The 24,137-nt window shown below is 54.7% G+C and carries 19 protein-coding genes; 12 read left to right on the top strand and 7 right to left on the bottom strand.

Annotation, left to right across the window (positions count from 1 at the left end; translation table 11 throughout):
- Positions 1-57 precede the first annotated feature (57 nt).
- The 3 genes from FB556_RS07490 to FB556_RS07480 all read right to left on the bottom strand — a co-directional run bounded on the left by FB556_RS07490 (position 58) and on the right by FB556_RS07480 (position 3,180).
- On the bottom strand, positions 58-1,869 hold the full coding sequence (locus FB556_RS07490; protein WP_141866298.1) for an AMP-dependent synthetase/ligase: 1,812 nt from the start codon (positions 1,867-1,869) through the stop codon (positions 58-60).
- Positions 1,870-1,976: 107 nt separating this feature from the next.
- Entirely contained in the window at positions 1,977-2,399 is a 423-nt protein-coding gene (locus tag FB556_RS07485; RefSeq protein WP_141866296.1) for an MFS transporter, read from the bottom strand.
- The gene (locus FB556_RS07480) at positions 2,386-3,180 is read right to left on the bottom strand and encodes an alpha/beta hydrolase (RefSeq protein ID WP_170200407.1); all 795 of its coding nucleotides are present in this window, start codon (positions 3,178-3,180) and stop codon (positions 2,386-2,388) included. Before FB556_RS07480 ends, FB556_RS07485 begins: the two co-directional genes overlap by 14 nt.
- Positions 3,181-3,320: 140 nt before the next feature.
- Between FB556_RS07480 and FB556_RS07475 the strand changes: the two genes are divergently transcribed.
- Positions 3,321-4,730 carry a class II 3-deoxy-7-phosphoheptulonate synthase gene (locus FB556_RS07475; protein WP_141866292.1) on the top strand — a complete coding sequence of 470 codons (1,410 nt, stop codon included), beginning with the start codon at positions 3,321-3,323 and terminating at the stop codon, positions 4,728-4,730.
- Between the two features lie 24 nt (positions 4,731-4,754).
- On the opposite strand, the gene FB556_RS07470 is transcribed toward FB556_RS07475, so the two are convergent.
- Both FB556_RS07470 and FB556_RS07465 read right to left on the bottom strand, forming a co-directional pair.
- Positions 4,755-6,026, bottom strand: coding sequence for a protein kinase domain-containing protein (locus FB556_RS07470; protein WP_141866290.1), 1,272 nt, complete (start codon positions 6,024-6,026; stop codon positions 4,755-4,757).
- Positions 6,027-6,089: 63 nt separating this feature from the next.
- Entirely contained in the window at positions 6,090-8,033 is a 1,944-nt protein-coding gene (locus FB556_RS07465) for a lytic transglycosylase domain-containing protein (protein ID WP_170200406.1), read from the bottom strand.
- A 232-nt stretch (positions 8,034-8,265) separates the two neighbouring features.
- Between FB556_RS07465 and FB556_RS07460 the strand changes: the two genes are divergently transcribed.
- The gene (locus FB556_RS07460) at positions 8,266-8,628 is read left to right on the top strand and encodes an Rv2175c family DNA-binding protein (protein ID WP_141866286.1); all 363 of its coding nucleotides are present in this window, start codon (positions 8,266-8,268) and stop codon (positions 8,626-8,628) included.
- A gap of 3 nt (positions 8,629-8,631) precedes the next feature.
- Here the strand turns inward: FB556_RS07460 and FB556_RS07455 are convergent, their stop codons facing one another.
- Positions 8,632-9,708: a polyprenyl synthetase family protein gene (locus tag FB556_RS07455; protein ID WP_246057264.1), complete on the bottom strand. Its 1,077-nt coding sequence runs from the start codon at positions 9,706-9,708 to the stop codon at positions 8,632-8,634.
- A gap of 84 nt (positions 9,709-9,792) precedes the next feature.
- Here FB556_RS07455 and dinB point away from each other — a divergent pair, with 84 nt between their 5' ends.
- Both dinB and FB556_RS07445 read left to right on the top strand, forming a co-directional pair.
- Positions 9,793-11,067, top strand: coding sequence for a DNA polymerase IV (gene dinB, locus FB556_RS07450; RefSeq protein ID WP_141866282.1), 1,275 nt, complete (start codon positions 9,793-9,795; stop codon positions 11,065-11,067).
- 121 nt (positions 11,068-11,188) lie between these two features.
- Positions 11,189-11,569, top strand: a complete 381-nt coding sequence (locus FB556_RS07445; protein ID WP_141866280.1) for a DUF3040 domain-containing protein — start codon at positions 11,189-11,191, stop codon at positions 11,567-11,569.
- Positions 11,570-11,656: 87 nt separating this feature from the next.
- Here the strand turns inward: FB556_RS07445 and FB556_RS07440 are convergent, their stop codons facing one another.
- The gene (locus FB556_RS07440; protein ID WP_141866278.1) at positions 11,657-13,525 is read right to left on the bottom strand and encodes a hypothetical protein; all 1,869 of its coding nucleotides are present in this window, start codon (positions 13,523-13,525) and stop codon (positions 11,657-11,659) included.
- A 618-nt stretch (positions 13,526-14,143) separates the two neighbouring features.
- Here FB556_RS07440 and mraZ point away from each other — a divergent pair.
- The 8 genes from mraZ to murD all read left to right on the top strand — a co-directional run bounded on the left by mraZ (position 14,144) and on the right by murD (position 24,128).
- Positions 14,144-14,575, top strand: a complete 432-nt coding sequence (gene mraZ / locus FB556_RS07435) for a division/cell wall cluster transcriptional repressor MraZ (protein ID WP_141866276.1) — start codon at positions 14,144-14,146, stop codon at positions 14,573-14,575.
- A gap of 165 nt (positions 14,576-14,740) precedes the next feature.
- On the top strand, positions 14,741-15,766 hold the full coding sequence (rsmH, locus tag FB556_RS07430) for a 16S rRNA (cytosine(1402)-N(4))-methyltransferase RsmH (RefSeq protein WP_141866273.1): 1,026 nt from the start codon (positions 14,741-14,743) through the stop codon (positions 15,764-15,766).
- Complete coding sequence (ftsL, locus tag FB556_RS07425; protein ID WP_141866272.1) at positions 15,763-16,521, top strand: cell division protein FtsL; 759 nt, start codon at positions 15,763-15,765, stop codon at positions 16,519-16,521. Before rsmH ends, ftsL begins: the two co-directional genes overlap by 4 nt.
- A gap of 104 nt (positions 16,522-16,625) precedes the next feature.
- The gene (locus tag FB556_RS07420; RefSeq protein ID WP_246057263.1) at positions 16,626-18,347 is read left to right on the top strand and encodes a peptidoglycan D,D-transpeptidase FtsI family protein; all 1,722 of its coding nucleotides are present in this window, start codon (positions 16,626-16,628) and stop codon (positions 18,345-18,347) included.
- On the top strand, positions 18,341-20,005 hold the full coding sequence (locus FB556_RS07415; protein ID WP_246057262.1) for a UDP-N-acetylmuramoyl-L-alanyl-D-glutamate--2,6-diaminopimelate ligase: 1,665 nt from the start codon (positions 18,341-18,343) through the stop codon (positions 20,003-20,005). Before FB556_RS07420 ends, FB556_RS07415 begins: the two co-directional genes overlap by 7 nt.
- Before the next feature lie 21 nt (positions 20,006-20,026).
- Positions 20,027-21,511: a UDP-N-acetylmuramoyl-tripeptide--D-alanyl-D-alanine ligase gene (locus FB556_RS07410; protein WP_141866270.1), complete on the top strand. Its 1,485-nt coding sequence runs from the start codon at positions 20,027-20,029 to the stop codon at positions 21,509-21,511.
- Positions 21,508-22,611 carry a phospho-N-acetylmuramoyl-pentapeptide-transferase gene (gene mraY, locus FB556_RS07405; protein WP_141866268.1) on the top strand — a complete coding sequence of 368 codons (1,104 nt, stop codon included), beginning with the start codon at positions 21,508-21,510 and terminating at the stop codon, positions 22,609-22,611. The genes FB556_RS07410 and mraY overlap by 4 nt, the downstream gene beginning before the upstream one ends.
- On the top strand, positions 22,608-24,128 hold the full coding sequence (murD, locus tag FB556_RS07400) for a UDP-N-acetylmuramoyl-L-alanine--D-glutamate ligase (protein ID WP_141866266.1): 1,521 nt from the start codon (positions 22,608-22,610) through the stop codon (positions 24,126-24,128). Before mraY ends, murD begins: the two co-directional genes overlap by 4 nt.
- The last annotated feature ends 9 nt before the right edge of the window (positions 24,129-24,137 follow it).

Here is a 24,137-nt window from a genome sequence, read left to right as displayed (position 1 = left end):
CCGCGCCGGCTCGAACCGAAAAGTTCCCACCGACGCGGTGTTCGGTTTACTTAGTCATTATTTAGTTGCCGTCTGGTAGATATCATCCACGAGGTGTTGATAATCCTGCAAAATGGTTTCGCGCCGAATCTTCAGCGACGGGGTCATTTGTCCGGCTTCAATTGTGAAGTCCCGGTCAGCAATACGAAATTCGCGGATTGACTCAGCCCGTGAGACGGACTCGTTAGCTTTGTCAACCAGCCCTTGAACGTATTCTCGGACGGTGGGATGAGTAGCCATCTCAGCCATCGACATGGCCGGCTCGAGGCCACGCTGCTTGAGCCAGGAGGGCGCGGTCTCTTCATCAAGAGTGACAAGTGCGGCCACAAATTTCTGATTGTCACCGATCACGATGACCTGAGAGACCAGCCCGTCCGCACGGATCTGATCTTCGAGTTGGGCAGGAGCCACGTTCTTACCGCTTGCGGTGACGAGAATTTCCTTCTTCCGGCCGGTTATGGTCAAATACCCATCGTCGTCGAGATGACCAATGTCTCCTGTGTGAAACCAGCCATCAACGAGTTCTTCCTCGGTTTTGTCAGGCAGATTGAGATACCCCTTGAACACGCAGACACCGCTGGCCAGAATCTCCCCATCATCGGCTATCCGGATGCCACACCCTGGAGTCGGCAGACCTACCGTGCCCACCCGGGTTTTGCCCGGGCGGTTTACGGTGACTGGCGCGGTGGTTTCGGTCAGGCCGTAGCCTTCTTTGATACTGACACCGATGCCGCGGAAAAAGTGACTCAAATAAGCCCCCAATGGCCCTCCGCCGGAAATGGCATCCTTAACGTTGCCTCCCATGGCGGCTCGTATCTTGGAGTACAGCAGCTTGTCAAAGACCCAGTGTTTCAGACGCAAGCCAGTACCGAGCTGGCCGGCTTCCTTGGCCTTTGAATATTCGACAGCTATTTCGGCTCCGCGTTCAAAGATTTTTCCTTTACCGGCCTCCTGAGCGTTCAGCAATGCTGAATTATAAACCTTCTCGAAGACTCGCGGGACGGCCAGCAGAAAATCTGGCTGGAAAGATTTTAAGTCCGGGACCAACTGTTTGACGTCCGGGGTGTGACCAACTTTGGAGCCTGCAGCCAGGGTCTGGAAGGAAATGAAGCGCGCAAAAATATGGGCCAGCGGAATGAACAGGATCGTCGTACTATCCCGAGTCAGTACTTCGTGCATTTCGGAATGCAAAACATTGAGCGAAAGGTTGACGAGGTTGCCGTGAGTGATCATGCATCCCTTCGGACGCCCAGTCGTGCCGGAGGTATAAACGATCGTGGCCACGTCATCAAGGTTTGCTTGGGAACGACGACGCTCCATTTCTTCGGCGTCAGGCCCATTGGCTGCCAGCGCTCGCAAATCATCCAGACCGTCTTCCATAATCCAGGTGCCCTTGAGTTCAGGTAGCGCTTCGCGCTGCAACGCTGTTTGGACACTTCGAGCATGGCCGGACGTTTCGACAATAGCGGCTTTGACTTGAGAATCTCGCACGATCCAGGCAATCTGCGAAGGGGAGGACGTTTCATAGATAGGTACCGTGACGGCCCCTGCGTACATGATGGCTAGGTCAATCAGAGTCCATTCATATCGAGTCGGACTCATGATGGCAACTGAGTCACCGGGTTCGATTCCGACTGATGCTAGGCCGCGAGCGATAGTCTTGGCGTCTTCGCGAAATTCACGAGCCGAAACATCGGTCCACTGACCGGGTTGTAACTGCCGTGCAAAAAGTGGATGGTGAGGGTCTTGTCGGTACTGATTTTCGACTAGATCTGTTGCGTTTGAGTCGTGTGGGGCTTCCGCGACCGGAGGGATGATGATCTCTTGCAAAATTTGCTCCTCAGTAAGCAAGGGTGTGCGATTTAAATCACATTCTACTAGTCGGTAATGCGAATGACGAGACGTCACGTATTAAGAAATCTGGGGATCATGAGGTGCTATAGCTTGGCGCCGTCACCGTAATTGCCGTCACCGTGTTGGTCGAGGTGTTCCCGGGTGCGAGGGAGAAGGAAGAAAAGACTCAGCGCACATGCAAGGAACGCCCCGATAGTTAGGCTCGCCAGCCACCATGAAAGGGGCATCCCGAGTAGAGCTGCGAGAAGCCAGACAACCACCGAACCGATCACTCCGGTCCAGGACAGCAGGACCCTGGGGTTGCCCGTTGCAATCGGTTGAGGTTTGGGTGGTTGAAACTCCTCGACGACTTCTTCGGCTACGGTGTAGTCGCGTGGCCCTTGCATGGCAGAAGGGCTGAACGTGTGGGGTTTGGCAACTGGCGCTGACTCGGCTTCATCTGTGCTGCCTCTGAGGCGGCGAACGATGTCCTCCCACTCCTTATCGGGCTCGTTAGGAACAACCATGCACACCTCCAGAGAGACTCAGTAGCGTGTCGATGCTGTCTTGGTGGATCATTGCAGCGTCATTGTCTAGCGTGGCCACATGATAACTGTTGTCTAAGACGACGGTCCGCAAAAGATTGGGATCGATGTGTCGTCGTAGAATCTTTGCAGACGTTGCTGGAACGACATGATCTTCAGACGACCAGTACAACGTTACTGGTGAGCTGATCTGAGCCAGCCGGCTGCGTACCGTCCGAATGAGTTTCGCTAACTCTGCAACTGCTGGGACCGGTGTGCGGTCATAGGCATCTTCAAGAACCCCAGCTTTTTTGATATCCCCTGCCAATGGCCCAACCGTTGGAATGAGGCGCTGGAATAACGGAGAAAGGGCCACCCCGAGCTGGTCTAATGGTTTAAAGCTCAACGCGGGGTTGACCAATAAGGTGGCATCAACGGCGCGATGAGCTGCAGCGTCGAGCGCCAAGGTGCCGCCTAGGGATAAACCGGCCACCGCTAGGCGGTCGAATCCCTGAACGAATGTATGATCCAAGGTTTGCTGTATCTGACGCCGCCATTGTCCAGCATCAGTCTGTGCGAGATCACTGACAGTGGTGGCATGCCCGGGAAGTGTCGGAATAATAACCGTCGCACCAGCTGCGGCTAAAGCCCGACCCCAGGGCAAGACTGAGCTCGGACCGGCGGTAAAACCATGCACCAATACGACACCCCAACGCACCTTGGTGTCGCTCAGCGAGCCGGAGGGGTGGGGGTCGAGGATTTCCAGACAGTGCTTCGTATTCATCAACTCCAGCATAGTGCTGGGTGTGAGAGGATGAATAGCTCATGATTTCTACGTAAACTTCCGGCTCGTATACGGCCTAGTTTGGGCTCTTAGCGTCATGAACTACCTCACGTGTATCGGCGGGTCGTATGCTTGTCTCCATGATGTTTGACACTGCGGAACAAAATCTGGCTGTAGAGCCGTTTGGCACCACCCATTCACAGGGTGCCGCTGATTATCCTGGCCTGGATGAATGGCGGGATCTTGATGTGCGACAGGCCCCGCAGTGGTATGACCAGCAGGTATTGGAAGAAAGCATCGGTGAGCTATCAAACGTCCCCCCGCTGGTATTTGCGGGAGAAGTTGACGTGCTGCGGGAGCGTCTCGCGGCAGTTGCCGCAGGCAAGGCTTTCGTGCTGCAAGGTGGGGACTGTGCAGAAACTTTTGCAGGAGCAACCGCTAATAAAATTTCTGCACGCATCCGTACCATCCTGCAGATGGCTGCCGTCTTGACTTATGGTGCATCGATGCCCGTCGTCAAGATGGGCCGTATGGCGGGGCAGTTTGCTAAGCCGCGTTCTTCAAATAGCGAAGTTCGTGATGGAGTGGAGCTTCCGTCTTTCCGTGGCGAAATTGTCAACGGCTTTGATTTCACCGAAGAATCCCGCCGACACGATCCGCGGCGCATGGTCCAGGCGTACCACACGTCGGCATCGACGCTGAACCTCATTCGTGCTTTCACGACGGGAGGGTTCGCAGACCTTCGGACCGTGCACTCTTGGAATAAAGGCTTCATGTCGAACCCGGCTTACGCACGGTTTGACGAATTAGCAGCCGAAATCGACCGCGCTGTTCGCTTCATGGAAGCCGCCGGCGCTGACTTCGATGCGCTGAAGACCGTAGAGTTCTTCTCTGCCCACGAAGCGTTGCTGCTCGAGTATGAACGCGCACTGACCCGTATCGACTCGCGAACCGGTCTACCTTACATCACCTCTTCACACTTTGTGTGGATCGGTGAACGCACCCGCCAGGTCGACGGGGCGCATGTCGATTACTTATCCCGCATCCGGAATCCCATCGGCGTGAAACTGGGCCCTACCACCACGGTCGAACAAGCGATGGAACTCATTGACAAGTTGGATCCGAACCGTGAACCAGGTCGTCTGACGTTCATCGTGCGTATGGGAGCCAATAAGATTCGCGAGCAGCTGCCAGGCATTATGGCAGGCGTCAAGGCAGAAGGTGCAACGCCGCTGTGGATTACCGACCCCATGCACGGCAACACGATTACCGCTGCTAACGGGTACAAGACCCGTCACCTTGAAGACATTATGAACGAGGTTCGCGGATTCTTTGAAGTAGCTAACGCTACTGGCACACACCCAGGTGGCTTGCATATTGAACTTACCGGTGATGACGTTGCTGAATGCTTAGGCGGTTCAGTGGCTATTGATGAATCAGCATTTGATGAGCGTTATGAAACGCTCGTTGACCCCCGGCTGAACCATCAGCAGTCTCTGGAACTCGCGTTCTTGGTTGCTGAGTCGTTGGCCAAAGACAGTGCGAAATAACTTCGAAATATATCCGATGGCCCCTTAGCCAAAGATCCAGCTCATCAGCGCTGCGCCTGCCCAATTTCCTAACAGAACTGTGGCAGCGGCAGCCATAATGATCAGAAGTGTGATGATGGCAGCCCGTGAGGTCTGAATCGGAGCGAACGCACGGACCGGTTCATATTGCTTCTTATTGCCGAAGTCTCGTACCTGCGGAGTTGCAGCTGATTGCTGCTCGACCGCGGGACGCTGATAGTAATCGATTGCCCCCATCGGGGACGCTTCTGCCGTGACCGAAGGCGGAAGCACTGTGACATTAGGTTGTGGTGGCGGGGGTGGCTCCGTGGCATTGGCAGCGTCGTCGGCATGTTCTTCAACACCGAACGTGCCGGTAGCAGCGTCATCAAAGACCTGAGTAGCGTCGTCCATGTTGTCCTGGCCGGCCAGTTCTTCGGCGGCTTCGGGATTTTCCAAAAGGTGCCGAATCAAAATCAGTACTTCGGTGGCATCTGCCGGACGGTCCTCGGGGGAGGGTTCGGTCATGTGCAATACGATATCGTCAACCGCAGCACTGATACCTGGAACATAAGTTGATGGCGCCGGGACACGCGAGTTGGTGTGCTGCACCGCAATGGCTACAGCCGACTCACCACTAAAGGGCCGTTGCCCGGTGAGCATTTCAAAAATTACGATACCTAAAGCATAGACATCGGAGCGCTCATCGGCTTGTTCCCCCGTGACCAATTCGGGTGACATATACGACACAGTGCCCATGAGTGCCATCCCCGTGCCGGTGTGGTTAGATGCAGCGCGAGCTAGGCCGAAATCCGCAACTTTAATGTCGCCGTCATGAGAGACCAGTACATTTTCAGGTTTGATATCACGATGTACCAAGCCGACTTGGTGCGCCGCGGCCACCCCACGAATAATAGGAACTGCAATATTCCATGTTTCTTCGACAGTCATTCGACCGGCGGCCCGCATCACCTCGCGCAGCGTATGGCCTTCGATGAATTCCATCGCCAGGAACGCTACAGTGCCATTTCCAGCGGTCCCGACACCTTGGTCATAGACATTGACGACGTGCGGGTGATTGATTTTGGCCGTGTTTTTGGCTTCAGCCTCGAACTTTTCGATGACAGCTGGATCTTCGGCCATGCTGGGACGCAGAATCTTCAGAGCGATTTCGCGGTCCAGACGGGTGTCGATAGCACGGTAGACCGTGGCCATACCACCGTGCGCTAACCGCTGCGTGATGGCATAGCGATTATCGACAGTGATGCCGACGAGCGAGGGTCCTGCTGGGGTATTCACAACACATAGAATACCCGGCCAGCAATGCTGACCGGGTATCCGTTTCCTATCAGAAGAGTTTCATTAGAATCTGCTCATGGTGTTTTTGACCTTGGCGACATAGTCTTTGGTATCGGGGTACATACCGTATTTCCGGACGCCGCCTTCGCCCTGGTAATAGCCAGCGATGCCGATATCACCCGGGTTGTTACGCTGCAGGTGACGAATGATCGCCACGCCCGCGGTGATGTTGTCCTGTGGGTCCAACAGGTTCAATTTGCGGCCGACAAGTTGGGATGCCCACTCACCGGAGCTTGGGATGACCTGCATGGTTCCGATGGCATTGGCAGGCGAAACCGCAGCCGGGTCGAACCCAGATTCCACCTGAGCGTGTGCCATCGCTAGCCGAGGATCTACATCCATCGAGGCTGCGGTATTCCGAACCATCTGGCGAACGGTCTCCCGTGACGGCATTGGAGCCGCCAGTAGCGCCCGCTTATTAGCATTCGCGTTGGCTACAACGTGATCCGGATAGGTGTAGTGCAAGAACGTGTTACCAACAAGTTGGTCATCATTGCCTGATGACGCCGTCGATACTGAGCCTGAACCTCCGCTACCCGACAGCTTGAGTTTCTGACCCGGGTAAATGACCGACGTCCGCGACAGACTATTAGCTTGTAGCAACGTTGACAGACTGATGCCATTGCGCGCAGCAATCCCCGACAGGGTGTCTCCAGACTTGACGGTGTAGGTACCAGCACTCTTCGACGCGCCACCCGAACTACTTGATGATGAGCCGGAGCTGCTTGAGGAAGCAGCTGTGCCCGAAAGCTTAAGTGTCTGACCCGGGAAAATAATGGAGCTGCTACTGAGCCCGTTAGCTTTCAGAATGGTCGAAACGCTCACACCGTTACGTGCGGCAATACCTGATAAGGTGTCCCCGGCTTTGACGGTATAGCTCGAGGCATTCGATGAGCTCGAAGCTTTCTTCGTCGATGTAGAGGATGAGCTTGCGCCAGTACCTGAAAGTTTAATGTTCTGTCCCGGAAAGATCGTCGATGATAACGACAATCCATTAGCTTTCAGGATCGTAGACAGGCTAACGCCATTTCTGGCTGCAATACCTGATAAGGTGTCCCCGGCTTTGACGGTATAGCTCGAGGCATTCGATGAGCTCGTACCGGATGTCGACTTCGATGACGAAGAATTAGAAGCACTCCCCGAAAGCTTCAACTGCTGACCGGGATAAATAATCGAAGATTGAGACAGGCCGTTGGCGTTCAACAAGGTTGACAGACTGACGTTGTTCTTGGCAGCAATGCCGGACAAGGTGTCGCCAGACTTCACGTTGTATGTGCCGCCACTCGATGAAGCGGACGACTTCGAGCTCTTCGAAGGGGCTGCGGACGACGATGAGCCCGAAAGCTTCAACGATTGTCCTGGATAGATAACAGACGACATCGAGAGGCCGTTGGCATTCAAGAGAGTCGACAGACTGATTCCATTGCGAACTGCGATGGCCGACAATGTATCACCGGCTTTAACATTGTAAGTGCCTCTGTCCGATGAAGATGTCGAAGAAGCGTTCCGCGGAGCCGAGCTGCTGGCACTTGTCGGACCAAGATGCAGTACATCACCGGGGTAAATGGTCGACGAGGCCTTGAGTTCATTCCACTTCAACAAATTAGAAAGCGAGACCTTGTGCTTCAGCGCAATGTGCCCCAGGGTTTCGCCCGATTTCACCTTATAGGTCGTGGGGGAGGTCTTAGCTGCTTGGAAGTGTTGCTGGGTAAAGCGCGCTGGCAGCGCCACAGCGACCTGATCCGCTGGGATCAGGGCTGACTCGAGCTGTTGTTGTGCTGCTGTCAGGTTGGCAGCTGTTGCAGACTTGGGACTCAATGCCGTACTGGGTGCATCGGCTACCGCCGCGGGGGCTGCAGTGGCAGAGCCTAAGGCAAGTAACGGCAGAGCCGATGTCGCAACAGCTGATTTGTAAAACCGAGAAGCCCCGGAAGTACGGTCAGTCATGGATAACGTATTCCTCTTTGCGTCAGGCACCCGAGCCAGGGGAAGTTCTTGTGCACTGTGTGACAAAAATAGCGTCGAGGTGTACGTGATGAAAATGTTACATGAGTGAATATACATGACTGAAGGGACAAATGTTAAGAGAAGAGGTTTGATCGTCATTAAATGACTAGGTTCCCTGTGTTGAATACGCTAAGCGTCCCGAAACGGCTGAAAACTGCGATAAAGTTGAGGTGTGAAGGAAAACCAAGATCTTGAAGCACTTGTCGGCGAGTGGCTAACGCTGCCAGATGTCGCAGAACACCTTGATGTAATTGTGACCCGAGTTCACCGGATGATTAAGGAAAAACAGCTCGTTGACGTTCGTCGCGGTGAGGCCAACGTACGGTACGTACCCGCAGCGTTTTTTACGGAGACCGGTATTCTCAAACCGCTTCGTGGCACCATCATGGTTCTGGCCGACGCTGGGTTCACGGATGCGGAGATTATCCGGTGGCTGTTTACCGACGATGAGTCCTTGCCAGGGCGTCCTATCGACGCGCTCCACGCTGGTAAGAAAACCGAGATTCGTCGCCGAGCTCAGGCATTAGCCTGGTAGTAACTAGTGCTGGCGATGTAGTAACCCGGAGACTAGCTGCTCCAAGCCAGATTGTACGTCGCGTGATGTTGGCAGCTTTCCGAGCGCTTCGTAGGTTGTTTGGCCGAGACGCTGCACTTCAGCTTCAACCACCGCCCGTGCGCCAGAAGATTCGATGAGCAGTTGCATCTCATCGACTGAGTGTGCGCTGGCCTGCGGATCCTCAAGGAAATTGTTGAGCATTTGAGCTTTTTCGGGTTCCAGATTCTTCAACGCATGAGCGATCAGTTCGGTGCGCTTGCCTTCAATGAGATCATCGCCAGCAGGTTTACCCGTCAGGGTTGGATCGCCAAACACTCCTAGCAGGTCATCATCGAGCTGAAATGCCATGCCGAGCGGAGTGGAAAAGTCACGATAGGTTTTTAGGGTCGTTTCATCGGCACCAGCAAGAATCCCACCGAGTTCGAAGGGCCAGACGGCGGAATAATGCGCTGATTTATATTGCAAGACGGTTCGGGCCTGTTCCAGTGCTACTGCCGGATCTGTAGGGATATGAGCTTCAGCCAAGATGTCCAGATACTGCCCGGTCATCACTTCAAAACGCATCGCATGGAAAGCTTCGCGAGCCGGTGTGGCGAATGCGGTGGCGTCGGCAGTGGTCGAAAAGACCTCTTCGCTCAATCCAAGGGCCAGGTCTCCGGCCAAAATGGCTGCAGATACACCAAAGTGTGCACCATCCTGGGCCCATTGTTCATCGTGGTGCAACTTCTCGAAGCTCTTATGGACAGCAAGCTGTCCCCGCCGTGTGTCTGAACGATCTAAGACATCGTCATGGATTAAAGCGGCAGCTTGAAACAGTTCAAGTGCCACACCTGCCTCGATGATGCGAGGATCATCGGCGGCACCGCCCGCACCCTGCCAACCCCACCAGGCTAGAAGCGCTCTGAGGCGCTTGCCGCCTTCTACTAACCGTGCAATGGAAGCGACCAGCGGTTCTGCAGAGGTTGCGATATGACTAGCGCGGTCGCGATACTCGGCAAGTAATTCCTGCATTCGATCTTGGACCTTCGTCCGAAACCAGGCAGCGTCCAGTGTCGTCACGATGTTGAGTCTCCTGTCTGCTGAACATTTCAGCAAAATGTTGTTCATCTCAACCCTACCGGTCGCGCGGCGTAGACTAGGCATATGGTCTCAGCGGGTCAAAACTCAGTGTCCGGCCAGCAGTGCGTCGATGAGTCTTGGGAGGCAACGATCTTGCATGTCGACATGGACGCCTTCTTCTTGTCCGTAGAGCTCCTGGACTATCCACAGTTCCGCGGCCGTCCCGCTGTGGTAGGTGGCAGATCGCCGAGATCAGTTGTCACCTCAGCTTCATATGAGGCTCGTCAATTTGGCATCCGCTCCGCCATGCCAATGGCCCATGCTCTTGCGCGCTATCCGCGTCTGATAGTCATCGAGCCGACCAGGGAAAAATACACGCGCGCTTCGCAACGAGTTATGGAGGTCCTTCATCAGGTCACTCCTAAGGTCGAGCAGTTATCTATCGATGAAGCGTTTGTGGATGTCGAAGGCGCCCGTCGACGCCTCGGAAGTCCTGTTCAAATAGCCAACCTTATTAAAGAGCAGATACGGGAAGCCACCGAGCTATCATCAACGATCGGTGTGGCTGCCACTAAATCCCTGGCCAAAATTTTATCCGAGCGCTCTAAACCTGATGGCATAGGGGTTGTCCCAGCGCAGCGAACTCGCGAATATCTCGAGCCATTACCAGTTAGTGTGATCTGGGGTGTGGGCCCGAAGCTATTGGAGCGGCTCAATAACGCCGACATTCGTACAGTAGGGGATCTCGCTGCTCAAGATCCGGTTCGTATGAAGCGTTGGCTGGGGTCCATTGGGCCACAGATCGTTCAATTAGCGCAAGGTGACGATCCGAGGCCAGTGGAACCTCGGCACGAAGCGAAGTCGATGTCCGTTGAACATACTTTTGATGACGACATAACCGATGCCTACCGACTGGAAAAGTATCTACTAGACCTTTCCTATGAGTGCTCAAGACGCGTGCGCTCTGAGGGTCTAGCCGCCGGTGGATTGACCGTGAAGATCAAAGACATCGATTTTTCGACACGTACCAAGTCAATAACACTCAAAGCCCCAGCCTCTTCAGGTGCAGTGTTCTTTCAGCACGCCAAGAACTTGCTCGAAGAACTCCTGAGACAGCGGTGGCACCCTGTCCGATTGCTCGGCGTGCGAGCAGACCGAGTAGCCGCGCCGGTTGAACAATCTGAGACTCAAGAATCGCTTTTTGACTTGGTAGATCCCAGCTTGAAGAGCAACTCGAAGCAAGACTGGGAAGCTACCGACAAGATTCTGGATGACGTGGCACAGAAATTCCCAGGGGCAGCAATTAAGCCCGCAACCCTCTTGAGCCATGAACGCCGAGCGAGGATGCCTGACGGCTAGATGTTGAAAGTTGTAGTTCACCGTGTGACAATCTCAGCAAATAGTCAGGCAAAAACTCTAGAATAGAAACAAACTCAACTGAAAACTCGCCGAGTTTTCGGTATCACATGTGGAGGCGACCATGGGTTTATCAGATAGAGAGCAAGAGGTATTTGCTGAGATTGAATCTCAGTTAATTTCAGAGGACCCCAAATTTGCGTCCCAGATGCAAATGAATGCCAAGGGGCCGCTACGTCGATTCTCAACACGCAATATCGTCCTGGGGGTGCTTACCGCCACCATTGGTATCGTGGTCTTATTGACCGGCGTGACGATTGATGCAATTTGGTTGGGAATCATCGGTTTCATCATCATGGGTAGCGGCATCTATTTGGCAACAAAACGGACCACGAAACCACCTAGCAAAACCGGTCGTCGTGGCGGCTCCGGCACCCTGAAGTCTAATCAAGGTTTTATGGAAGGACTCGAATCCCGGTGGGACGAACGGCGGCGTCAGCAGTAGCTTTCCCGACTCTGACACTTGTCCTTCACATTGAAGGCCCGTAGCAAACGCTACGGGCCTTTTCTTTGCCTGCACTCTGTGGGAATCCTAGGAGGCCCCGTTAGCGTCATCGTCCATATTCGCGTCGTCCGAACCCGGCTCTGGCTCACCCGACTTTCCATCGTGTCTTTTCCTGCGAAGTCGGTTTTGTAGTTCCTGGTATTGAGTGTGTGACGGAATTGGAATATCTGGAAATGGTCCAGGGTGCTCCAACTGCTTCGTGGCTTCACGTTGTCTCGGCGTTTGGGTGGTGGACTGGTCCTGTGCGCCCGGAACTAGGGGCGCCTCAAAGATTTCGGTTTCAGTCAGTCGGTCTTTGGGCCCTTGCACGTTATATGGTTTCGCATCTTCGGGATGTGTAGTAGCAACACCCCACACCCTGGTGGCAGCACGCCGCATCCGAAACAGCAAGACAACGATGACAATCAGGAAAAGGACGGTCAGAACCACGACCCAGATGGTTGTCGACGTGGGCCCATTCGCGTAAATAATAAAACTGCCAGTCGAGTCTTCGATAAGTACGGTGCGTTCGTTCGATTCACTATCCTGGGTGTGGCCGGTATGCATGGCGGGTAGTTGCACGCTGAAGGTGGTTGCGTCCTCTACTCCGCCGGTCACCACTTCCCAAATAGGGGAGATATCAACACGTAGATCGTAATTTGCCCAGATCCCGATAATCGCGTCGTGATCAATCGTGGCAGGAGCCGCTATGCCTTTATCCTGTAGATAGTCGTTAAGCATAGTCGTGAGACCATGGGCGTTTTGAGCTTGAAATGTCGTGGTGTATACCGTCTTGTCGCCTTCAACTGCGCTATGGAATGAACCGGTGTTGGGCGGCGGTGAAAATCGTGCAGCCACAGTCGCCTCGTGACCTTCTATCGTGGCGTTATCAACGACAAATTCAAAGGTTTGTGTCATGTTGCCATTGAAGTCAAGACGCGTAGCTGCAGTCATTTGTTGCAGCGGCATACCACGGTTGAACTCCGCAAAGAACTCACCCTCACCACGTTGCTCATCGACTAGCTTCCACTGTTCAGGAAAGGTCGTGTCCCCGTCTAGCTGTTGTAAGTTAGCTGGATCGCAGATTTGCTCGCAGGTCCAATTGGATCCCGCGTATTGGGTAACAACATCTGGAGAATCTTTATCGGACGTTTCGTGCTTCTCAAATGATGCATCGTCATGCTTCAGCAATACTTTCATCCCCGCATCGGCCGCTTCAGGCGTCGAAAACAGAGCAGAGATCTGCCGGTTTTCACCGCCACTATCGTCCGGAGAGTCTTTGGCGCCTGAATCAGCGACGGCTTCGGAAAGCCCCTCAAGATCGTTGAGTTCTGTCACCTGCCGGGTGAGAAAGTCGTTTTGTATCGCAGCCGACTCGCCAGATATCAGATAGGCCATGGTAATTCGAATTTCGCCCGTCTCTAAGAACTCCACGTCTAATCCAACGTCTTGAAACCGATGATCGCTGGATAGCTCGAAGTTCATGCGGGGGAGGGAGGTGGAAGTCGCGATCTCCTCGCCTGCAAAAATCACCGTCGCTCTGCCACTAGAGGTCAGAACTGTGGCGTCATCGGCCACGACACCCTCACTCAGGAGAGCATTCGCAGCCCAGCCCATCAGGTCATCATTATAAAAGTTTTCCTGGAGAGATAACCTGGTCACCAACGGTTGCTCATCCAACTCAATGTTCATGTCGCGGTCTGCCATTGATACCTCTGAAGCATCCAGAAGAGCGCGGATTTTATGTTGATAGTCCTCAATATCGCTAAAAGACATTATGAAGGTAGCGCTGTAGCCTTCCTCCTGCTGCTCAATGCCCTCGAACGAGAGCACCTCAGGGGTATGTGCTTCAAGAGCTTGAGTCGCAGAGTCAAGACCGCCGGACAACGCTTCAATATCAGTCTCGGCCATAGTCATAACAAAAGCTCTTGTGCCCGAAAAATCTTCATCGAGTTCCAGCCGGCTATTGACGTCTGCTCCGCATGCTGCCAAAACCAGTGCACAAGCGCACACGAGCGCAGTCCATATACGTTTACGTGCTCGCCGACCGGCATCCGGTTGCTCGGTCCGAGAAGTGAAGGTCTGCACATCAATACTTTCAGTCGAGGCACCACCGGTAGACAGGCCGATGATCATTTACCGACTCCATCGTAACGAGATTGTTGGTGGTAGCGCTTTCCGAAGCGCCCCACTTTGCTCCATCTGCTCTAAATCGCGGACCCAGATTCGCAGACCTGAGCGATGAGTCACGCTCATCTTTCACAATTGTCACAATTGTCACTAACAGCGAGAACAGCCACCCCACCATCACCCCCAGAGCACTCCGTTTCAACACACCAGCGCATAAGAGCGCGAGACTGTGCAGTTTTACCTAGTGAGGGACACCCTGGATAAGACTGAAAATTTCTCGAAAATTCGTGAATAATGAGGGATGAAGCCTTGTATGTGGGGCAAAGTGGGGTAAAGTGGAGCACGACGAGGACGGTGATCGCAGAGCAAGAGCAAAAAGGATCGAACCACGCTGGAGGTAGTGCCATGTTCTTGGGTACATACACTCCTCGCTTGGATGAGAAGTCCCGCTTGATCTTGCCAGCGAAGTTCAGAGATGAACTAGCTGACGGCCTGGTATTAACCAGAGGTCAGGAGCGCTGTGTATACGTGTTTTCGATGGAAGAATTCCAGCGAGTGCACAATCAGATGCGAGAAGCGCCGCTCTCATCACGTCAGGCCAGGGACTACATTCGTGTCTTCCTGTCCGGTGCTTCAGACGAAACCCCGGATAAGCAAGGCAGAATCACTATCCCCGCACCGCTGCGAGAGTATGCGGGCTTGGATAGAGACGTTGCAGTCATTGGCGCCGGCACCCGAGCAGAGATCTGGGACCAGACGGCTTGGAATGACTACCTTGCAGAGCAGGAATCAGCATTCTCTGATACTGACGAGGAAATTATTCCGGGATTGTTCTGATGCAAGATTCTGTGAGTACATAAATCTATATATGACAAGGTCTCTTATTTCAGACCTCTGTCCGAACAGCTGGCCCGTCTTCCCCTGGGCCAGGTGCACGGATGGGGATCTGGGGTAAGAGCCTCATTTTTGCAGGACAGTAACGACGTAGAGCAGAGGAGCGCGATGGCAGTCTTCGACCAGAGCGACCAGCGTCGCGAGCAAGCTAGCCCCGACGCTGCTGCGCGTCACGTTCCTGTTATGGCTAATCGCGTGATCGATCTTCTCGCCCCGGGAGTCGAAGCTGCTCGTCAGCAACAACGCCAGCCCATATTGGTCGACGCAACCCTCGGCATGGGCGGCCACACCGAGCTCATGTTGAACCGTTTCCACGACGTTGTTGTCATAGGTGTTGATAGAGACACTCAAGCCTTAGCGCTCGCTGCCGAGCGACTGGTTGCATTCGGGAGCCGCTTTATTGCGTTCCATGGCACCTATGACCAGATTGCTGAAGCCTTAGCTGCGGCAGGCGTTTCAGCGGCAGATGGGTATCTGTTTGACCTGGGTGTCTCGTCCTATCAGCTCGACGAACGCGATCGTGGATTCGCCTACTCTTACGATGCACCCCTTGATATGCGCATGGACCCAACCGCCCGATTTAGTGCAGCGAACGTGGTCAATGATTACGACCCAAAACGTCTTGAACACATTATTCGCAGGTATGGCGAAGAAAAATTTGCTCGCAGAATTGCCACGGCCATAACCGAACGTCGTAAAACCCAACCATTTACTAACACCGGAGATCTGGTCAACGTCATCCGCTCGGCTGTCCCGGTCGCTGCTGGACGGAGCGGGGGACATCCCGCGAAACGAACGTTCCAAGCACTCCGAATTGAAGTTAATGAGGAACTCGATATTCTACGTGGCGCCCTACCAGCAGCTATGGCAGGACTTCACATTGGCGGCCGAATGGTTGTTATGAGTTATCACTCGCTTGAAGACAGAATTACTAAAAAGGCTTTCCAACAGGAAGCAACGAGTCTGACACCTCCGGGGTTCCCAGTTGAACTGGAAGAGTATGCGCCAGTCGTTGAAATACTCACCCGGGGGACTGAAAAACCAACCGAAGAGGAAATCGCTCAGAATCCACGTGCGGCATCTGCCAAGGTCCGTGCCATAGTAAAAATTCGACCTACCAGGAGCAACGGATGACCACTTCCCCCTCCAACATCCGCGCATTGCGTCCCGAATACTCAGTGGAATCGACCGCCCGGAAGCTGGAATATCAGTACCAACCAGGCGTGCGCCCCAGACACACCGGTGGCGATTCTGAAGCAAGCACACGACGTGACCAACTCAAGGTCATCTCAGGCCAGCTTAAACGGGCTCCGATCGGATATAGCATCTTTGTGCTCTCCATACCGGTCATTGCGCTCCTGGTTGTTTTAGTGGTCAATATCGTCCTGTCCAACCGACAGTATGAACTCGTAGAACTCAACGCCCAGCTGACGGGCATTACGCAAACGAATGAAGCGCTAGCGCAACAACTGTCACAAAAATCCGCGCCCCAGGCAGTCGCGCAGCAAGCTGCGGATATGGGAATGGTGTTACCTGGAACAACGGCCTCCATCGATTTGTCATCGGGTGAGATCGTCGGCACTGCCACAGCAGCAGAAGCAGAGAACACGCCTACCAGCTTTGTCGCGAAACCTACTGTGCGTTCCAGTACTGGTATTCCAGCTGAAGTTGAGTTACCTGCCCACGACACCTCAGACCCAGTGACCGTAACCAACGGAGAAGTACCAGGTCCAGAGTCCAACACGGTGAAAATTATTGAACCTCAGGTCTCTTTGCCGCCAACAAGTGCGACAAATTCAACATCTCAAGATGGCGTGGCAGACACAATTCAAACGTCTTCAGTAGGTAGTCTTCAAGGACCCAAGATCAGCCTGCCGACCGACAACTAACGCGGGCCCCTGGCTAGCTATGTTGAAGGTAGGTGAGTCCTGTGCCTAATACCCCCATGAGCCGAGTCCCCCAAACTCGGTTGAAAGTAACCATGGTGTTGCTCATGGTTAGTCTTTTCGTGTTAGGCGGACGACTCCTGTTTATCCAAGGTATCGATGCCGAAGATCAAGCACAACAAGCCATGGATCGGCGCACCCGGCCTGTCACACTAGCTCCGGAACGTGGTTCGATTCTCGACCGCGACGGCAATGTAATGGCCGAGTCCGTGCAACGCTACGACCTTGTCGTTGATCAACGACTAGTCAAAGATTCCCGAGTCTGGGACCCGGAGCAGTCCGCTTATGTGGATCTCGATATCGACGAACAACTCAAAGAGCTCTCCGAAATTCTCGACATCGATCACCCCGAGCTCCAAGAACTGATGGTTGGCGACCGACCATACCGAATCGTTTCTCGACGTGTCACTCCGGAAATCCGCCAAAAAGCCCTCGACGTTGGCATTCCCGGGTTATTGTCCGAACCAGTAGCGGAACGGATTTATCCTAATGGGGCCGTTGCCGGTTCCATCCTGGGCTTCAACGGCCATGACGGACACGGACTCGAAGGCATTGAGCGATCCCAAGACGAGCAACTCCGCGGACAAGAAGGCCAGCGAGTCTTTGAAATCTCCGCCGATGGTGTTCGCATACCGAATGCCTCATTTTCGGAAACCCCCGCGATCGACGGGGACGACATTCGCCTCACAATCGATCTTGACGTGTCCTGGTATGCCCAAGAAGCTATCGCTGCCAAGGTTGATCAATACAATGCCAAATGGGGCAACATTGTTGTGATGGACGCAAAGACCGGGGACATCCTGGCACTTGCGGATTCCGAGACGGTAGACCCGACAGACCCTACCGACACCGATCAGCTGTTCTGGCGTCCCACCGCGTTGAGCCAAGCTTTCGAGCCCGGCTCCACAGGCAAGGCGGTGACCTTTGCTATGGCGCTGGATGCCGGAGTGGTAACGCCCGAACAAAAATGGACCGTACCCAACAAACAGACCTTTAATAACGAAGTCATTAGCGACTCGATGCCACACGATACATACGACATGACGACCGCCGGCATCTTTACTCGGTCCTATAACACCGGAACCGTCCAAGTAGCAGAATTACTCAGTGCCGAACAACGCTGGGAGTACATGAAAAAGTTCGGGATCGGCGAGCCGATCGATCTTGGGATCAGCGGCATGAACCAGGGCCAATTCACCCACTGGGAGAACTGGGATCGGCGCCAACACTTCACGACTACCTTCGGACAAGGCTATTCGCTGACCTCACTGCACACCACCCGAATTTTCCAAGCACTGGCTAATGGTGGCAAGATGATGCCGGCCCGTCTTATTGATGCATACATTGACGAGGACGGCGTGGAAAGAACATGGGAATCGTCCGAAAAACCGAAGCAGGTCGTCTCCGAAGAGGCAGCCGATGAAATGCTGAAACTGATGGAGGGAGTCGTGCAAGAAGGCACCGCATATGCGGCCGAGATCGACGGCTACCGAGTCGGTGGGAAAACCGGCACCGGTGAGGCCGCCGGAGCCGGCGGCTACGACGGGTATACCACCTCATTTACCGGCGTCGTCCCGCTCGATGATCCACAATTCGTGGTCTCAGTTGCGGTGCATCGTCCACAAGGGGACTGGAAAACGTGGCAGGTAACCGATACCGCAGCGGATGTGATGGAATATCTGTTGAGTAAATATTCTGTGCCGCCGTCTGATACCGGACCCCAAAACTATGATGTATTTACAGAAGATCCACAGGAAAGGCCTTGGTAATCCAAGACGGCGGGCACACCGCGCTGACCATGCTACGACCACAAACGAAAATAAACACAACACTTGAAGCACTCGTCGAACAGCTTGCACGCTATCGGCCTGTACTCACCGGAAACTCCGCACAGACGGTGACCGGTATTTCTATGAACTCCAAAGCTGTTCAACCAGGCGACCTCTATGCTGCGGTCGGCGGGGCGCGACACCACGGTGCCGATTACATCAACCAGGCTGTCGAAGCGGGTGCAGTAGCCGTTCTGACCGATGACAGCGGGATGGCTCGCATGCCCGAGGGGCTCACATACATTGTGGTCGACGATGTCCGCACAGCACTAGCCGATGCAGCTGCGCTGATCTATGGCAACCATACGGCCGGAACACCGATCGTCTACGGAGTGACGGGAACCAATGGCAAGACCACGACCTCGTATTTTGTCAACGCCCTTTTAACTGCCTTGGAGTACACGACCGGTCTGATCGGTACTATTGAGACGCGTATTAACGGTGTGGCCACACCATCTGAATTCACTACCCCAGAAGCACCCGAGCTGCACAGTTTGGTTGCAAGAATGCGCGAAGCTGGAGTGGAAACCATGGCGATGGAAGTCTCGTCACATGCCATGGACTATCGACGCGCCTTCGGGTTGCGTTACCAAGTGGCCGGTTTTACGAACCTGACCCAGGATCATCTGGATCTCCACGGCAGCATGGATGAATATTTCAACGCCAAAGCCCTGCTCTTCCAGCCCGAGCGTGCGGCCAGTCAGGTCATCACGCTGAATGGGGGAACAGAACCGCAATGGGGTCAACGCCTGGCCGCCGAATGTCCCGGGGCAGTAACACTCGATCTAGGCCCGGTCGCCGTCGTGGACACCGCGCATACCGAAGCTACCTGGATCATCATCGAATGCGAACCCGCAGGTCTCGGGTACGCGTTCCGCCTGCGCCATCAATCCGGATTTGAAGTCGCCACGCGAGTTGGCATGCCCGGCGAGTTCAATGTGGCCAACGCCGCCTTGGCCGCCGTCATGGTTTTGACCGGTCATGAGCGGCAAGATTGGGACCGCATTGCCGCAGTCTTAGCTGACCCGAAGCGTGCGCCATTTGAATCCGCCGTCCCGGGGCGGATGGAGGTCATCTGTGATGAGCCAACGGTTATTGTGGACTTCGCGCATAACCCCGATGGTCTCACCCAAGCACTTAAAGCAGTCAACCGGGCCAAGCGCGTTCCGAACGGTCAAGCAGCACGCACGATCCTGGTCTTTGGTGCCACCGGTGACCGTGATACCGCCAAGCGGCCTCTTATGGGACGCATAGCCGCCCAACACGCCGATGTGGTGATTATCACCGATGATGATCCGCACTATGAAGATCCCGCAGATATTCGGGAAGCTGTGATCGAAGCAGCCCAGCTCCAAGCCCAGCAGGTCGCGCACGCACCCGAAGTCATTGAAATCGCTCCGCGAGGTGACGCGCTGGCTCACGCTGTGCAATTGGCCACTAAAGACGACATCATTCTAGCGGCCGGACGTGGCCATGAAACACATCAGGACCTGGCTGGACAGCGCTTTGCGATTGATGATCGCCAAGTATTGCGTCAAGCTCTGGCGGATCACGGCTTCGTCACAACCAGCCCCGGGTCATCACAAAGTACGGACTAAAACGGTAAGGTCAAATGCGACATGATTGAACTCAATGCGAACCAGATAGCTGAAGCCACTGGGGGTCGCCTGACGGCTACCGTTGATCCCAACTCCGTCGTGACTTCGGCCAATACCGACTCCCGGGAGATGAATCCCGGCGCGCTGTTTATTGCCAGGCGCGGGCAAACCACCGACGGGCATAACTTCATCACCGCAGCCCGCCAAGCGGGGGCCACCTTGATCCTGGCAGAACGCGAGACTCAGGACGGGCTAGGGGCCATTGATCCTGCCGTCATCGTGGAAGACTCCACCCAAGCGATGGGTCACTTAGCTCGGTACATCGTAGATAAAATCCGGGAGCACTCTGAAACGACCGTCATAGCGATCACCGGATCTGTTGGCAAGACCTCGACCAAGGACGCTCTTGCAGCGATGCTCGCTACTCAGGGTCCCACCACTGCACCGCAGGGATCCTACAACGGTGAAGTTGGAGTTCCACTGACGATTTTTACCGCTGCACTGGATACCCGGTATCTGGTCGTAGAGATGGGTGCCGACCGCATTGGCAATATCACCGAACTGACGGATATTGTCCGCCCAGATATCTCGGTCGTACTGACCGTAGGTACCGCCCACGCTGCCTCCTTCGGCTCGGTTGACAACATCGCCCAGACCAAAGGCGAAATTGTCGAGGCCCTGCCAGCCGGCGGCATAGCGGTTCTGAATGCCGACGACATTCGCGTTGCTGAAATGGCGGAGCGTGTTCCGGACCAGGCTTCGACCCTGTGGTTCTCGGCTGCGTATGCACCCCCGCAACGCGAACGCCTCGTTTATGCCGCGGACGCGGCTACCACCAAAAACGAAAACCCGCACTTCACGCTGCAGTATTTCGGGTCCGACGCTGATGAAGCTGACCGAACCGGTTACGACGTGACCGCACAACTGATCGGTGAACACCACACGACCAACCTCTTGGCTGCAGCAACTGCTGCCTTCGCTGCCGATATTCCTCTCGACACGATCGCATCTCTCATACCGACCATCACTGCGACATCGGCCCACCGCATGGCGCGCACCGATCGTCCTGATGGCATTACCATTCTTGACGACGCCTATAACGCCAACCCAGAATCTATGCGTGCCGGTCTGAAAACCCTAGCGATGCTCGGTCGCAACACCGGACGACGCACCTGGGCCGTGCTCGGCCCGATGCTGGAACTTGGTGACGCCCACGCAAAAGAACACATTTTGCTGGGTGAGGTGGTCGTGCGACTCAATATCGATCAGCTCGTTGTGGTCGGGTCCACGGCCCGGGCTCTCTATACTGGCGCCGTCAACGAAGGCTCCTGGGGCGATGAAGTTGATTACGTGTTATCGAATGATGAAGCTCTTGAGTTGCTAGCACAGCACGTTGAACCCGGCGATATCATCTTTGTTAAAGGTTCCAACGGAACGCGACTGTGGGAGCTCGCCGATCAACTCACCACGGCACAACTTGTAGCGCACAAGGAGAAACGCAAGTGATTGGACTACTCCTCGGCGCCGTGCTCGGCGTGATACTCACCGGCGTCGGATCACCGTTGTTTATCCGGTTGTTGAATAAACGTGGATACGGACAAATTATCCGCGACGACGGCCCCACAACTCACGCAACCAAGCGCGGTACCCCCACGATGGGTGGTGTGGTCATCGTGCTAAATTTTGTCATCGTATATTTCTTGACCCATTGGCTCATGATGTTGCTCGGGTTAGAAAACTCTGGCATCACAATGTCAGCATTACTTTTGTTATTCCTGACCGCGGGCATGGGTCTTATCGGCTTTCTTGATGACTACATGAAGATCTCGAATCAGCGGTCCCTGGGCCTCACCCCGTTAGGTAAGATCATTGGCCAAGGTGCCGTTGGCATTACCTTCGCCGTCCTAGCTCTGAATTTTCCGAACGAAAACGGCCTGACTCCGGCATCTACTGCGATCTCGGTCTTCCGGGATACCTCATGGGATCTCGCGTTCTTCGGCACGATCACCGGAGCCATCCTGTTTGTCCTGTGGTCGAATCTCATCACCACCGCAACAACCAACGCGGTCAACCTCACTGACGGGCTCGACGGCCTGGCAACTGGTGCCGTGGCCATGGTAGCCGTCGGATACGTCCTCATGACCTTATTCCAGGCCAATCAATCCTGCTATAGTGCCACAAGTTCCGGGGGTTGTTATGAAGTCCGAGATCCGATGGATCTTGCCTTGCTCGGTTCGATCTTGGCCGGCGTATTGATGGGCTTTTTGTGGTGGAATACCTCGCCGGCAAAAATCTTTATGGGAGACACCGGTTCGCTGGCGTTGGGCGGTGCGCTGGCCGGCTTCGCCATTTTCTCCAAGACCCAAGTCTTGCTGGTAGTTCTGGCCGGGCTGATGGTTATTATCGCATTGTCGGTCATCATCCAGGTTGGGTACTTCAAGATTTCCGGCGGCAAACGCGTCTTCCTGATGGCGCCCCTTCAGCACCACTTTGAGCTCAAAGGGTGGGCAGAAGTGACCGTCGTCGTCCGATTTTGGCTCATCGGCCTAGCCTTTGTGGTCGCTGCACTGGCCTTGTTTTACACCGAATGGGTGATCCTTCGATGAATACCAACCTCGATAACCTCACCACCTGGGACGCCGACTGGAGTCACCTATCCGTTGTGGTCACCGGGCTTGGAGTAACTGGTTTCTCTGTCGCCGATACATTAGCCGAACTCGGCGCTGACGTCCTCGTTGTGGACGGCAAAGATACCCAGGCCAATCGCCAAGCTGCTGACACCTTGAAGATCGTAGGTGTCAAGGAGGTGCAATTGGGCGCCCACGCCGTGCAGGGACTACCGGATGCACACCTGATAGGCGACAAGATCGACCTGGTCATCACATCGCCGGGATGGCGTCCAGATAACCCGGTCCTCATCGCAGCCCAAGCCGCTGGCATCCCGATTTGGGGAGACGTAGAATTCGCCTGGCGCGTGCGCCAGCGTGAAGGCAGGCGCACCGCACAATGGGTCGTACTCACCGGTACAAACGGCAAAACGACTGTGGCTACCATGGCGCAATCAATGGCCCGGGCACAAGGGCTAGACGCTGTAGCGGTTGGCAATGTTGGCAGACCGATTCTGGATGCGATTCGATATCCGGACGGCTTTGACTTGCTGATCGTTGAATTGTCTTCCTTCCAGTTGCACTGGCTACACCACGTCGAACCTGAAGCATCCGTGGTGTTGAACCTAGCGGAAGACCATCTGGATTGGCACGGCGGTTTCGACAACTACGCAGCGGCCAAGGCCAAGATATACGAGAACACTCGCATCGCGGCAATTTATAACGACGACGAACCCATGACCATACGCATGGTGGAAGACGCCGACGTCCTTGAGGGGTGCCGTGCGATTGGTATCACCACAGATACCCCACAGCGCTCGATGCTCGGTGTCGTTGATGATTTGTTGGTGGACCGGGCGTATCTTGCAAACCGCGCCACACAAGCTCTCGAACTCGCACAGTTTGCTGACATCGGGAATCCCGCGCCGAAGCACATGGTCTTCAACGCGTTAGCAGCCGCTGCCCTGGTCCGAGCCGTGGGCGTGGAACCAGCCGCTGTACAAGCTGGTCTTCGCAGTTACGAACCAGAACCACACCGTATCCAAGCCGTTGCGCATTTTCATGACGTATTGTGGGTCAACGACTCAAAAGGCACCAATCCGCATGCTACGGATGCGGCCTTGGCAACCTATGATCCGATTATCTGGATTGCCGGTGGTTTGTCCAAAGGGGCGTCTTATGAGCACCTGGTACAAACTCACAAGTCGCATCTCAAGGCGGTTATCTTAATCGGGAGCGACCAGCAACCCATAATCGAAGCGTTACAGCGACACGCGCCTGAAGTGCCGATACACGCTGATTACCTCAAACACACTACAGTGGATTTTGCAGACGGAGCAGCGGTCATGCACCACGTCGTACGTTTGGCCCACCAGCTAGCCGAACCACATGACACGGTCTTACTATCACCCGCCGCCGCATCGATGGACCAGTTCGAAAACTACAATGTGCGCGGTGAAAAGTTCACCGAAGCCATTGCCCAGTTGTTAGCCGATCTGAACTATCCAGGACACTAAAGCCACAAG

It is taken from the genome of Enteractinococcus coprophilus (genome assembly GCF_006716305.1).
GTDB lineage: Bacteria > Actinomycetota > Actinomycetes > Actinomycetales > Micrococcaceae > Yaniella > Yaniella coprophila.
This window is presented reverse-complemented; position numbering and strand designations above follow the sequence as displayed.

Coding starts and splice junctions, on each gene's coding strand:
- FB556_RS07485 (WP_141866296.1), bottom strand. CDS start 2,399: ATGGTTGTTCCTAACGAGCCCGATAAGGAGTGGGAGGACATCGTTCGC.
- FB556_RS07480 (WP_170200407.1), bottom strand. CDS start 3,180: ATGAATACGAAGCACTGTCTGGAAATCCTCGACCCCCACCCCTCCGGC.
- FB556_RS07475 (WP_141866292.1), top strand. CDS start 3,321: ATGATGTTTGACACTGCGGAACAAAATCTGGCTGTAGAGCCGTTTGGC.
- FB556_RS07465 (WP_170200406.1), bottom strand. CDS start 8,033: ATGACTGACCGTACTTCCGGGGCTTCTCGGTTTTACAAATCAGCTGTT.
- dinB (WP_141866282.1), top strand. CDS start 9,793: ATGGTCTCAGCGGGTCAAAACTCAGTGTCCGGCCAGCAGTGCGTCGAT.
- FB556_RS07445 (WP_141866280.1), top strand. CDS start 11,189: ATGGGTTTATCAGATAGAGAGCAAGAGGTATTTGCTGAGATTGAATCT.
- FB556_RS07440 (WP_141866278.1), bottom strand. CDS start 13,525: ATGACTATGGCCGAGACTGATATTGAAGCGTTGTCCGGCGGTCTTGAC.
- mraZ (WP_141866276.1), top strand. CDS start 14,144: ATGTTCTTGGGTACATACACTCCTCGCTTGGATGAGAAGTCCCGCTTG.
- rsmH (WP_141866273.1), top strand. CDS start 14,741: ATGGCAGTCTTCGACCAGAGCGACCAGCGTCGCGAGCAAGCTAGCCCC.
- ftsL (WP_141866272.1), top strand. CDS start 15,763: ATGACCACTTCCCCCTCCAACATCCGCGCATTGCGTCCCGAATACTCA.
- FB556_RS07420 (WP_246057263.1), top strand. CDS start 16,626: ATGGTTAGTCTTTTCGTGTTAGGCGGACGACTCCTGTTTATCCAAGGT.
- FB556_RS07410 (WP_141866270.1), top strand. CDS start 20,027: ATGATTGAACTCAATGCGAACCAGATAGCTGAAGCCACTGGGGGTCGC.
- murD (WP_141866266.1), top strand. CDS start 22,608: ATGAATACCAACCTCGATAACCTCACCACCTGGGACGCCGACTGGAGT.